The sequence below is a fragment of the Caballeronia sp. ATUFL_F2_KS9A genome (assembly GCF_023630765.1).
Lineage (GTDB): Bacteria > Pseudomonadota > Gammaproteobacteria > Burkholderiales > Burkholderiaceae > Caballeronia > Caballeronia zhejiangensis.
Map to the genome: position 1 here is coordinate 38,226 of NZ_JALQEK010000003.1, position 12,717 is coordinate 50,942.

General features: G+C 63.4%; 11 protein-coding genes. 8 read left to right on the forward strand and 3 right to left on the reverse strand.

Going from position 1 to position 12,717, the window contains the following annotated elements; translation table 11 throughout:
• The first annotated feature begins 61 nt into the window (after window positions 1-61).
• The 7 genes from puuE (at window position 62) to ltaE (ending at window position 8,110) form a co-directional block, all read left to right on the forward strand.
• A complete protein-coding gene (gene puuE / locus NCS67_RS05465; protein WP_008350018.1) occupies window positions 62-1,012 on the forward strand; it encodes an allantoinase PuuE in 951 nt (316 codons plus the stop codon).
• A complete protein-coding gene (gene uraD, locus NCS67_RS05470; protein ID WP_250434604.1) occupies window positions 1,009-1,533 on the forward strand; it encodes a 2-oxo-4-hydroxy-4-carboxy-5-ureidoimidazoline decarboxylase in 525 nt (174 codons plus the stop codon). The genes puuE and uraD overlap by 4 nt, the downstream gene beginning before the upstream one ends.
• A gap of 43 nt (window positions 1,534-1,576) precedes the next feature.
• Window positions 1,577-2,587 carry an allantoicase gene (alc, locus tag NCS67_RS05475; RefSeq protein ID WP_250434605.1) on the forward strand — a complete coding sequence of 337 codons (1,011 nt, stop codon included), beginning with the start codon at window positions 1,577-1,579 and terminating at the stop codon, window positions 2,585-2,587.
• Window positions 2,587-3,090, forward strand: coding sequence for an ureidoglycolate lyase (locus NCS67_RS05480; RefSeq protein WP_250434619.1), 504 nt, complete (start codon window positions 2,587-2,589; stop codon window positions 3,088-3,090). The genes alc and NCS67_RS05480 overlap by 1 nt, the downstream gene beginning before the upstream one ends.
• A 223-nt stretch (window positions 3,091-3,313) precedes the next feature.
• Window positions 3,314-5,026, forward strand: a complete 1,713-nt coding sequence (locus NCS67_RS05485; RefSeq protein ID WP_250434606.1) for a GMC family oxidoreductase — start codon at window positions 3,314-3,316, stop codon at window positions 5,024-5,026.
• A gap of 18 nt (window positions 5,027-5,044) precedes the next feature.
• Entirely contained in the window at window positions 5,045-6,979 is a 1,935-nt protein-coding gene (locus NCS67_RS05490; protein WP_250434607.1) for an alkyl/aryl-sulfatase, read from the forward strand.
• A gap of 126 nt (window positions 6,980-7,105) precedes the next feature.
• Window positions 7,106-8,110 (forward strand): low-specificity L-threonine aldolase, encoded by a 1,005-nt coding sequence (gene ltaE / locus NCS67_RS05495; RefSeq protein ID WP_008350005.1) that lies wholly within the window; start codon window positions 7,106-7,108, stop codon window positions 8,108-8,110.
• Between the two features lie 65 nt (window positions 8,111-8,175).
• Here ltaE and NCS67_RS05500 read toward each other — a convergent pair whose 3' ends face one another.
• On the reverse strand, window positions 8,176-9,369 hold the full coding sequence (locus NCS67_RS05500; RefSeq protein WP_008350004.1) for a urate hydroxylase PuuD: 1,194 nt from the start codon (window positions 9,367-9,369) through the stop codon (window positions 8,176-8,178).
• Window positions 9,370-9,431: 62 nt separating this feature from the next.
• The gene (gene uraH, locus NCS67_RS05505; protein WP_008350002.1) at window positions 9,432-9,785 is read right to left on the reverse strand and encodes a hydroxyisourate hydrolase; all 354 of its coding nucleotides are present in this window, start codon (window positions 9,783-9,785) and stop codon (window positions 9,432-9,434) included.
• Window positions 9,786-10,248: 463 nt separating this feature from the next.
• Here uraH and NCS67_RS05510 point away from each other — a divergent pair, with 463 nt between their 5' ends.
• Window positions 10,249-11,619 carry an 8-oxoguanine deaminase gene (locus NCS67_RS05510; RefSeq protein ID WP_250434608.1) on the forward strand — a complete coding sequence of 457 codons (1,371 nt, stop codon included), beginning with the start codon at window positions 10,249-10,251 and terminating at the stop codon, window positions 11,617-11,619.
• A gap of 110 nt (window positions 11,620-11,729) precedes the next feature.
• Here NCS67_RS05510 and NCS67_RS05515 read toward each other — a convergent pair whose 3' ends face one another.
• Entirely contained in the window at window positions 11,730-12,662 is a 933-nt protein-coding gene (locus NCS67_RS05515) for a LysR substrate-binding domain-containing protein (protein WP_008349998.1), read from the reverse strand.
• Window positions 12,663-12,717 lie beyond the last annotated feature (55 nt).

The window sequence follows — 12,717 nt, forward strand, 5'->3', positions numbered from 1 at the left end:
TTTTAGCTACACTGAATCGTCGACAATCCCGTTTTTTCAACGCTTGAGCAGAACGCCAGCCATGTCACTCGATCCGAACTACCCACGCGATTTGATCGGCTACGGCCGCCACCCGGTGCAGGCGAACTGGCCGGGACGGGCGCGCGTCGCCGTGCAATTCGTGCTCAATTACGAAGAAGGCGGCGAGAATTGCGTGCTGCACGGCGATCCGGGCTCCGAGCAGTTCCTGTCGGAGATCGTGGGCGCGGCGGCGTATCCGTCGCGTCACATGAGCATGGAGTCGATCTACGAATACGGTTCGCGCGCGGGCGTGTGGCGCATCCTGCGCGAGTTCGAGAAGCGCGGCATGCCGCTGACGATCTTCGGCGTCGGCATGGCGATCGAGCGGCATCCCGAAGTGGCGAAGGCGTTCGTCGAACTGGGGCATGAAATCGCGTGTCACGGCTATCGGTGGATTCACTATCAGGACATGTCGCCGGAGAAGGAAGCCGAACACATGCGCCTCGGCATGGAAGCGATCGAGCGCGTGACGGGCGTGCGGCCGCTCGGCTGGTATACCGGGCGCGATAGCCCGAATACGCATCGGCTGGTCGCGGAATACGGCGGTTTCCTCTACGACTCGGACTATTACGGCGACGACCTGCCGTTCTGGACCGAAGTCGAAGTGACGGGCGGCGAGAAGAAGCCGCATCTGATCGTGCCGTACACGCTCGACACCAACGACATGCGCTTCGCGACGCCGCAAGGCTTCAACACGGGCGATCACTTCTTCACGTACCTGAAAGACGCGTTCGACGTGCTCTACGAAGAAGGCGACGAAGCGCCGAAGATGCTGTCCATCGGCATGCACTGCCGCTTGCTCGGCCGGCCGGGGCGCTTCCGTGGCCTTCAGAAATTCCTCGATCACATCGAGAAGCATGATCGCGTGTGGGTTACGCGGCGTGTCGACATCGCGCGTCACTGGCGCGAGCAACATCCTTTCGAAAAAGCTAACAACGGGACGGCGGCATGAAGGCGATGCACTACACACTCGACCAACTCAACACCATGCCCGCCGACACGTTCGTGACGGTGCTCGCGGGCATTTTCGAGCACTCGCCGTGGGTGCCGGAAAGAGCGGCGCAACAGCGCCCGTTCAAGGACATCGACGCGCTGCATCACGCGATGTCGCAGATCGTCGAAGAGGCCGGCGAAGACAGGCAGCTCGCGCTCATCAACGCGCACCCGGAGCTCGCGGGCAAAGCGGCGGTGCGCGGCGAGCTGACCGCCGAATCGACGCGCGAACAAAGCGGCGCGGGCCTGAATCTGTGCACGCAGGAAGAGTTCGACAGGCTTCAGTCGCTGAACGCGCAGTATCGCGAGAAATTCGGGTTTCCGTTCATTCTCGCGGTGCGCGGCTATGACCGTCACGGCATCATCGCGAACTTCGAAGCGCGCGTGAATCACGACCGCGCCGAAGAATTGCGCACGAGTCTCGACCAGATTTACCGGATCGCGGGCTTCAGGTTGAACGACCTGATTCAAGCGGCGTAATCCGCAAACAACCGTAAACGAACGAAAAGAAGGACAGAAACAAATGGCAATCCCGACACTCGATCCCAATGCGCCCGACTTCACGCGCCGCTATGTGAACCTGGCGGACCCGCGTCTGGGCGCGCAGGCACTCGAGGCGAGCGACGATTTCTTCGCGCCGAAGGAACGCATGCTGAATCCCGAGCCGGCGGTGTTCATTCCCGGCAAGTACGACGATCACGGCAAGTGGATGGACGGCTGGGAAACGCGCCGCAAGCGCACGACGGGCTATGACTGGTGCATCGTCAAGCTCGCGCGTCCGGGCGTCATCAAGGGCATCGATGTCGACACGAGCCACTTCACCGGCAACTTCCCGCCGGCGGCGTCGATCGAAGGGACGCATGTCGCCGACGGCGCACCGAATCAGTCGACGCAATGGACGGAAATCGTCCCGTCGACGACGCTGCAGGGCAACAGCCATCACTATCTCGAAGTCGAGGTCCCGCAGCCGTTCACGCATCTGCGCGTGAACATCTATCCGGATGGCGGCATCGCGCGTCTGCGGGTCTATGGCCAGCCGCAACTCGACTGGAGCAACGCGGACAAGCATGCGCTCGTCGATCTCGCCGCGATGGAAAACGGCGCGTACATGGTCGGCACGAACAATCAGCACTTCGGTCTCGCATCGACCTTGCTGATGCCGGGCCGCGGCGTGAACATGGGCGACGGCTGGGAAACGCGCCGGCGTCGCGAGCCGGGCAACGACTGGTGTATCGTCGCGCTGGCGCAGCCGGGCGTCATCAAGAAGGTCGAAGTGGATACCGCGCACTTCAAGGGCAATTTCCCCGACCGCTGCTCGCTTCAGGCGGCATACGTGAAGGGCGGCACGGACAGCTCGCTCGTCACGCAGGCGATGTTCTGGCCGGTGCTGCTCGGCGAACAGAAACTGCAGATGGACAAGCAGCATTTTTTCGAGTCCGAACTCGCCGCGCTCGGCCCCGTGACGCACGTGCGCTTCAATATTTATCCTGACGGCGGCGTGTCGCGTCTTCGTCTCCTCGGAACCCTTGCATGATGAAGAAACTCGCTATCGAACCGTTGACGCGCGCAGCGTTCAAGCCTTATGGCGATGTCATCGAACGCGATGGCGCCAAGCAGATTCCAATCAACCTCGGCACCACGATCCGCTTCCACGATCTGTGCAACGTCGACGTGACCGACGGCGGCGGCCACGCGATCGTCAATCTGTTTCGCGGCCAGCCGCGCACGCTGCCGTTCGAATGCAAGATGATGGAGCGTCATCCGCTCGGCAGCCAGGCGTTCATTCCGCTCGATGACCGGCCGTATCTCGTCGTCGTCGCGCCCGCGGGCGATCTCGACGAATCGAAGATCCGCGCCTTCGTCACGCGCGGCTGGCAGGGTGTGAACTACGCGAAAGGCGTGTGGCATCACCCGCTGCTCGCGCTGGGGAAGGTGAGCGATTACATCGTCGTCGATCGCGGCGGCGGCGAAGGGCACAACCTCAACGAGCAGGATCTGAAGGAATCGCTCTGGCTGACCGAAGACGCGCTGCGATAGGCGCATCGAAAGCAGCACCCGCGCAGTGACGAAAGACCGGAACGCACCTCCGGTCTTTTTTTTTCGTCACAGCGCCGCCCACACCACCCGATATCGCCGCCTTCCCACCCGAAATCTCCGTTGAACGGGACAGACCCGCCCCTTACCCTTGACGGACGGCTTGCATCCGGCCAGCGTCCGCCTCGGGACCGTCCGGTGCCGCACTAATAAATACGGAGACAGCATGAGCGATTCGGCCAGGAGGCGCGCGAGCGTAAGCGGTAACGATCAGTATGACTACATAGTGGTCGGGGCAGGATCGGCGGGATGCGCGGTCGCGAGCCGCCTTGCCGACCAGCAAGGGGTCACGGTCGCATTGCTGGAGACCGGCCCGGACGATCATCACTACACGGTGTGGGCGCCCGTCGGCGTGGCGAAGCTGGCGGTGAAGGAAAATGTGCGCAACTACGGTTATCACACGCTGCCGCAACCGTCGCTGAACAACCGGGTGTCGTTTCAGCCGCGCGGCCGCGGACTCGGCGGCAGCTCGTCGATCAACGGCATGCTGTATGTCCGCGGTCATCGCAACGATTACGATCGATGGGCGCAACTCGGATGCCGCGGCTGGAGCTACGAAGAAGTCCTTCCGTACTTCCGCAAGGCCGAGTCGAACGGCCGGATCCGCAATGGTCTCGACGACGCCTTCCACGGCGCGCAAGGCCCGCTGCACGTCTGCGATCAGCGCACGCTCAATCCGTTCAGCCAGCGCTTCATCGACGCCGCGTTGCAGGCGGGCATGCGGCTCAATCACGATTTCAACGGGCAGCATCAGGAAGGCGTCGGGCTATATCAGGTCACGCAGTACAACGGCGAGCGCTGGAACACCGCGCGCGCGTATCTGCATCGCGGCGACGCAGCCGATGCATCGCTCTGCGGCGGCCGCGACTCGCTCTCGGTGATGACCGGCACGATCGCGCTGCGCATCGAGTTCGACGGCAAGCGGGCGACCGGCGTGCGCGTCGTGCGCGATGGCGTCGAGCGCAGCCTGCGTGCGCGTCGCGAGGTCATCGTGTGCGCGGGCGCGTTCAATTCGCCGCAACTGCTTCTGGCATCGGGAATCGGCCCGGCCGCGCATCTGCGCGAGATGGGTATCGATGTCGTGCACGATCTGCCGGGCGTCGGCGAGAACCTGCAGGATCACATCGACATCACGATCAAGAAGGCCGTGCCGACCGCCGATCTCTACGGCTACTCGTGGCGCAACATCGCGCGCATGATTCCGGAGCTGATGCGCTACAGGCGCGACCGCACGGGCATGTTCGCATCGAACATCATCGAGGCGGGCGGCTTCACGCGCAGCCGCGAAGGGCTCGCGGAACCCGATCTGCAGTTCGCGTTCATTCTCGCGCTCGTGGGCAGCCGTGGCGACGGCGCGGGCAGGAAAGCGCCGCCGGGATACAGCTGTCACGCGACCAACCTGCGCCCGAAAAGCCGTGGCGTGCTTCGCCTCAAGTCGCGCGACATGCGCGATGCGCCGCTCATCGATCCGCGCTATCTGAGCGTGGAATCCGACATGGACAACCTCGTGACCGGCGTGCGGCTCATTCGCCGGATTTTCTCGCAGCCCGCGCTTGCGCAAGCGGGCGGGCGCGAGCTCATGACCGACGATTTCGGCCCCGGCGAGGGCGATGAGCGCGCCATTCGCGCTTACATCCGCGAGCATGCGGACACGCTCTTTCATCCGGTCGGGACATGCAAGATGGGCGTCGATGAACTCGCGGTCGTCGACCCCGACCTGCGCGTGCGCGGCATCGATGGTCTGCGCGTGGCCGACGCCTCGGTCATGCCGACGATCATCGGCGGCAACACGAACGCGCCGACCATCATGATCGCGGAGAAGGCCGCGGATCTCATTCGTGCCGCCGTCTCCACCGAGACGCGCGTCGAGGCAATCTAATTCAGCGGGGAACATCGCATGCAAAACGGTGACACACAGGCGCTGCCGAAACCTTATCCGCCGTCGCTGCCGGCGACCACGGCGACGCGCGCGGAGCACGAGCGCGCGCTGCACGAACTGCCTCCCGACGATCCCGACGAGGAAGCGGACGCGCGGCGCGGATTCATCGGCACGGTGCCGGACGCCGAGGTGCGCGGCGCATATGGCCAGCTCGTCTGGAGCCTCGCGGACTACGCGTTTCTGAACGAGCCCGAGGCGCCCGACACCGCGCATCCGTCGCTGTGGCGTCACGCCCGCATCAATTCGCTGCACGGCCTTTTCAAGGTGACGGAGCGCATCTATCAGGTGCGGGGTTTCGACGTCTCGAACGTCACGTTCATCGAGGGCGACAGCGGGCTCATCGTCATCGATCCGCTGACATGCAAGGAAACCGCCGAGGCCGCGCTCGCGCTCTATTGCGCGCATCGGCCGAAGCGTCCGGTCGTGGCCGTCATCTACAGCCATAGCCACGCGGATCATTTCGGCGGCGTGCGCGGCGTCACGAATGACGCGGATGTGCAGGCCGGGCGCACGGCGATCATCGCGCCGGCCGGGTTCATGGAAGAGGCGGTGTCGGAAAACGTGATGGCCGGCCCGGCTATGGCGCGCCGCGCGCAGTTCCAGTTCGGCCACACGCTCGCGCGCAACGCGTGCTGCCAGATCGATGCCGGCATGGGCAAGACCATGCCGCGCGGCACGATCACGCTGATTCCGCCGACGCAGCTCATTCGCGAGCCGCTGGAGACGCATGTCATCGACGGCGTCGAGATCGTTTTCCAGCTGACGCCGGAAAGCGAAGCGCCCGCCGAGATGCATTTTTACTTCCCGCAGGAGCGCGCGCTCAATCTCGCGGAGAACGGCACGCGCTCGCTGCACAATCTGTGTCCGCTGCGCGGCGCGAACGTGCGCAATGCGCAACGCTGGGCGCGCTATCTGGGCGAATCGCTGGAGCGCTTCGGACGCCACGCGGATGTCGTGTTCGCGCAGCACAACTGGCCGACTTGGGGCCGCGAGCGTATCGCCGGATATCTCGAAGCACAGCGCGATCTATACAAGTATCTGCACGATCAGACCGTACGCATGATGAATCGCGGCATGAACGCGGCCGAGATCGCGGAGGTCATGCGCCTTCCCGATTCGCTTCACGCGCTGTGGCACGCGCGCGGCTATTACGGCACGGTGTCGCACAACGTGAAAGCGATCTATCAGCAGTATCTGAGCTGGTACGACGGCAATCCGTCGAATCTGCACGCGCTGCCGCCGGAACTGGCGGCGCCGCGCTACGTCGAGTACATGGGCGGCGCGGATGCCGTGCTCGAACGCGCGCGCCGGGACTTCGGCAAGGGCGAATATCGCTGGGTCGCTCAGGTGATGAATCATCTCGTGTTCGCGCAGCCGCAGTTGCTCGAAGCGCGCGCACTGGGCGCGGCGGCGCTGGAGCAGATGGGCTATCAGGCCGAATCGGCGACGTGGCGCAATGCGTTCCTTCTGGGTGCGCGCGAGTTGCGGGAAGGGCATCGCGCGGCGACGCAGTTCGCGAGCCGCAGCCGCGACATGGTGTGCGCGATCACCGAAGACATGTTCTTCGACTATCTGGCGGTGCGTATCGACGGGCTGAAGGCACAGAATCTGACTGCGCGCTTCGACTGGCGTTTCAGCGATGTCGACAAGCGCTTCTCCGTGAATCTGCAGCACGGCGCGCTGACGTGGTCCGCGCTGCCGTCTGCGTTGCCGCCGCACGCGCAGATCGACATGACGCGCGAGACGCTGAATCTGATCCTCTGCGGCGAAACCGGCTTCGCGGGCGCACTGCGCGAAGGTCAGATCCGCGTCACGGGCGATCTCGACGCGTTCAAGTCGCTGCTCGGCGCGCTCGAACAGGTCGACAACGACTTCAACGTCGTGGAACCGTAAGCGGCGCGTCGTTATCGCGTATCGAAAGGCCGGTGCGGGCGCGCCGGCCTTTCGCGTTTCGGGGCGCGCTCTTTATCGAACGGCTAAGATAGTCGGCCCAGACGAGCCTGAAACAAGGAACCACGCATGATCGATCTTCGCAGCGACACCGTCACCCGTCCCAGTCAGCCGATGCTCGCCGCGATGACCGCGGCCAAAGTCGGCGACGATGTCTGGGGCGACGACCCGACCGTCATCGAATTGCAAGGCAGGCTCGCGGAGCGCACGGGCAAGGAAGCGGGCCTGTTCTTTCCGAGCGGCACGCAGAGCAACCTCGCGGCGTTGATGGCGCATTGCGCGCGCGGCGACGAATACATCGTCGGCCAGCAGGCGCACACGTACAAGTACGAAGGCGGCGGCGCGGCGGTGCTCGGCAGCATCCAGCCGCAGCCGATCGAAAACGCGCCCGACGGCGCCTTGCCGCTCGACAAGATCGCGGCGGCGATCAAGCCGATCGACAATCACTTCGCGCGCACGCGTCTGCTCGCGCTCGAAAACACCATCGGCGGGAAGGTGCTGCCGGCGTCTTATGTCGCGGAGGCGACGCAACTCGCGCGCAGTCGCGGTCTGTCGACGCATCTCGACGGCGCGCGCGTATTCAATGCGGCGGTGGCATCGGACAAACCAGTTGGCGAACTGTGCGCGCCGTTCGACTCGGTTTCCGTCTGCTTCTCGAAGGGGCTGGGCGCGCCGGTCGGTTCGGTGCTGGTCGGATCGAAGGCATTGATCGATGTCGCGAGCCGCTGGCGCAAGGTGCTCGGCGGCGGCATGCGCCAGTCGGGCGTGCTGGCGGCGGCGTGTCTGTATGCGCTCGATCATCACGTCGATGGCCTCGCGCAAGACCACGACAACGCCGCGCATCTCGCCGCCGGCCTCGCACAGATCGATGGCATCAAGATTCAGTCGCACGCGACGAACATGGTCTTCGCGCAGATTCCCGAGGCGCATTGCGCGCGGCTCGAAGCCTTTCTGAAGGAGCGCGGCATCCTCACGCAGATGCTCTATGCGTCGCGCTTCGTCACGCATCGCGATGTGTCGCGCGCCGATATCGACACGGTCGTTCGCGCGGTGAAGGATTACTTCGCACGTTGAAGGTCGAATAAAAAATGCCCCGCTTCCGGACGAAGCGGGGCATTTCATTGCGCGCAGCGGCAAGCTTATTCGACAGCGCCGCCTGCAAACCACGCCGCCACCTTCTGACGCTCCGCATCCGTCATTTGCGTGACGTTGCCGAGCGGCATCGCCTTCAGCGTCACGGCCTGCTGATGCACGCGCTGCGCATTCTGCTTGATTTCCGCGGGCGTATCGAGCAGGACGCCGGCGGGTGCGCTGCCCATCATCGTCGGATGCGCGGAGTGGCACGTCGCGCAACGCTGCTGGATGATCGGCTGAATGTCGGAGACCTTGATCGTCGGCGCGCCTGCGGCCTGGGCGACGGGCACCGAAGGTGCGGGCATCGTCCATGCGAACGCGCCGAGCACCAGCACGAGACCCGCGACCGGCATGTACCACAGCACCTGGCCGCGATGGCGCATCACGAAGAACTGGCGAATCAGCGCGCCCGCCAGCATGATGAGCACGAGGATCAGCCAGTTGTACTTGTGCGTGTAGGTCATCGCGTAGTGGTTCGACAGCATCGCGAACACCACCGGCAACGTGAAGTACGTGTTGTGCACGGAGCGCTGCTTGCCGCGCTTGCCGTAGATCGCGTTCGGCGTTTCGCCCTTGAGCATCGCGGCGACCATCTTGCGCTGGCCCGGAATGATCACGAAGAACACGTTCGCCGACATGATCGTCGCGATCATCGCGCCGGTGATCAGATACGCCGCGCGGCCCGCGAACACATGGCACGCGATGAACGCAGCGATCAGCACATAGATGCCGACGCAGATGCCGAGCAGCTTGTCGTTGGTGCCGAGCACGCGGCACAGCGTGTCGTACACGATCCAGCCGGCCATCAAAAAGCCGAGCGCGGCCGATACGGCGACCACCGGACCCATGTCGAGCACGCTCTTGTCGATGAGATACGTGCTCGGCGCCATCAGATACAGCACGAAGAAGAGGCCGAAGCCCGACATCCACGTCGTGTACGACGGCCAGAACGACCAGTGCAGGTTTTCCGGCATGTCCTGCGGCGCGACGGAATACTTCTGCATGTGATAGAAACCGCCGCCGTGAACGTGCCAGAAATCGCCGAACACGCCGCGTCGGCGCGCGTTCGGGTCGGTTGGCGGTTTCAAACTGTTGTCCAGCGCGACGAAATAGAACGATTCGCCGATCCACGCGATCGCGACGATGACGTGCAGACAGCGCAATACGAGATTGAGCCAGTCGGTGACAAAGCCTTCCATGTACTCCTCCACTACCGATTCGTTATGTGCTTGTGGGGTTCAAGCGATGTTTTGGCTGCCGCTCAGCTTCCGCGATAGGTGCTGTACGCCCACGGCGACACGAGCAGCGGAACGTGATAGTGCGACGAAGCATCCGCGATGCCGAAGCGCAGCACGACGCGATCGACGAAGCGCGGCTCGGGCACTTTCACGCCGAGCGCGGCGAAGTAATCGCCTGCGTGGAACACGAGTTCGTATTCGCCGGTTTCGAAGTCGGCGCCTTCGAGCAGCGGCGCATCGGCGCGGCCGTCGTCGTTCGTGTGGATGGTCTTGATCGCGCGGCGGGCGTCGCCGTTGAGCGCGAACAGCTCGACTTTGAGGTTCGCGCCCGGGCGGCCGTGCGCGGTGTCGAGGACGTGGGTAGTGAGCTTGCCCATTCGCAGTTTCCTTGAGTTGTGCGAGATCCGGCTTTGCGCATCGATCCGAAATTCGGCACCTGATTACTCGAGGTGCGTCTGCGGCGGATCGAGGCTCCACGTCAGTGGCTACATACCCGTCGGCGTTTCAGATGCGCGCCGTGTACAGCATTGTAGGAATTTGAGACGCGCTGTGCGGCCGCGATAGGAAAGATAATGCCTGACGCATGACAGCGTCGCGTAAGCAAGACGCACGCGCTCGGAATCGCTTTTTGCCGATGCTACCCGCGCCAATAATCGGGAATATATTGCCGCCGTGAAGATGACTATGACTGCCGCTTGATTGCGTCCGATTTTTTGGCTGCGGACAGTAGCGGTGCGCGCAATATCCATGGATATTTGCCGCGTCCCGAAGACGGCGGCAGACGCTGGGTAACCGGGGCTTTTCACTGGTTTCCCAACTGTCTCTGGAGAGAGTTTGCTTATGCTACGCAGTCTTCTGGTCAAGAACGCCCACATGCTCGTCACGATGGACGAAGCGCGCCGCGAAATCGCCGATGGCGGCATGTATATCGAGGGCAATCGCATCGTGCAGGTCGGGCCGACGAGCGAACTTCCGCAATCCGCCGACGACGTACTCGACATGCGCGGTCATCTCGTGATTCCGGGCCTCGTCAACACGCACCATCACATGTATCAGAGCCTCACGCGCGCGATTCCCGCCGCGCAGAACGCCGAGCTTTTCGGCTGGCTCACGAATCTCTACAGGATCTGGGCGCATCTGACGCCCGAAATGATCCATGTCTCGACCCAGACCGCGATGGCCGAACTGCTGCTGTCCGGTTGCACGACGTCGAGCGATCACTTGTATATCTATCCGAACGGCAGCCGGCTCGACGACAGCATCGCGGCGGCGCGCGAGATCGGCATGCGGTTTCACGCGGCGCGCGGGAGCATGAGCGTCGGACAAAAGGATGGCGGCTTGCCGCCCGATTCGGTCGTCGAAAAGGAGGATGCGATTCTGAAGGATTCGCAACGCCTGATCGAGACGTATCACGACGAAGGCCGTTACGCGATGCTGCGCGTGGTGGTCGCGCCTTGTTCGCCGTTTTCGGTGAGCCGCGAATTGATGCGCGATGCGGCGCTGCTCGCGCGCGAATACGGCGTGTCGCTGCACACGCATCTGGCCGAGAACGTGAACGATGTCGCGTATAGCCGCGAGAAATTCGGCATGACGCCGGCGGAATATGCGGAGGATCTCGGCTGGGTCGGGCATGACGTGTGGCACGCGCACTGCGTGCAGCTCGACAAGGCGGGCATCGAGCTTTTTGCGCGCACAGGGACGGGTGTCGCGCATTGCCCGTGCTCGAACATGCGGCTCGCGTCCGGGATCGCGCCGATTCGCGCGATGCGCGATGCGGGCGTGCCGGTGGGTATCGGCGTGGATGGGTCGGCGTCGAACGATGGCGCGCAGATGGTCGCGGAAGTGCGGCAGGCTTTGCTCCTGCAACGCGTTGGGTTCGGGCCGGATGCGATGACTGCGCGTGAGGCGCTGGAAATTGCGACGCTCGGGGGCGCGAGGGTGCTCAATCGCGATGATATCGGGGCGCTTGCGCCGGGCATGGCGGCGGATTTTGTGTCCTTCGACCTCTCGCAGGTCGCGTTTGCCGGGGGGCTTTCTGATCCTGTCGCTGCGTTGGTGTTCTGTGCTCCGTCGCAGGTGTCGACCAGTGTTATCGACGGGAAGATCGTGGTGAAGGATGGGGTGCTTGCGACGGTGGATCTAGGCGCGGTCGTGGAGCGCCACAATCGTCTGGCGCGGGACTTGGTTCAGGCTGCTTCTTCGGGCTCTTGATCTTTCTTGGGGGCGTTGCGTGAAACCTGTGTTCGCGTCGGTCTTTTCGCACCGGGGCAACGCTAATAGACCGACGCGAACACAGGTTTCACGAACGAGCAAGGAAAGCGTTAAGGCTGATCGATCAACGACCGCGTCGCCTCGGCGACGAGCCCCCGCAACCATCGCACTTCATCCGAATAATGACACCGCTCATGCCACAACTGGTAATACTGCATCGGCGGAAAATCGAGCGGCGCGGGCACGACTGCCAGCGGCAAGAACCGCGCGTAATGGTCCGCGAACAGCCGCGTCGTCGTAAACACGAGATCCGACTTGATCAACACGTAAGGCGCGAGATTGAAGTACGGCAACGTAACGACGACATGACGCTTCAACCGTTCCCGCGCGAGATGCACGTCGATCGCGCCGCGCTGCCCGACGGAATAGGGCGTCGGCGCGAGATGCGGCGCGTTCAGGTACTGATCGAGCGTAAGCCCGCCGCGCTTCGCGAAAGGATGCGTATTGCTGACGAGACACACGATCTTGTCGACGAACAGATTCGAAAGATGCAACTGCTCGGGCGGCTCCGGCCAGTTGCCGACGACGATATCGAGTTTGCCGTCCTCCAGCGCGAGTTCGTAATCGAACGCCGGACCGAGCGAATGAAATTCGAGCGTGGCGTTGGGCGCGGCCTGCCTGAAGCGCTCGACGACAGTCGGCACGAACAGCACGTTCAGATAATCCGGACAGCCGATCCGATAGCACCGCACCGAAGTGGACGGGTCGAAATTATGCTGCTGAACCTTGATGCGCTCGATTTCACGCAGCGCGTTCTGCGTCGGTTCGAGCAGGCGCAGGCCATATTCGGTCGGCACCATGCCGGACTTGCCGCGCACGAGAAGCGGGTCGCCGGTGATGTCGCGCAAGCGCCGCAAGGCAGCGCTGATGGCGGGTTGCGACTGATTGAGCTTGACGGCCGCACGCGTCACGCTGCGTTCCATCAGTAGGGTATGCAAGACGCGCAATAAGTAAGTATCGATCGCCTCGCGTTGCTGACTCATGTTATCTCCACTATATGTTCTGGCTGATCGACGCAGGGGTGCGACATATCGTTTT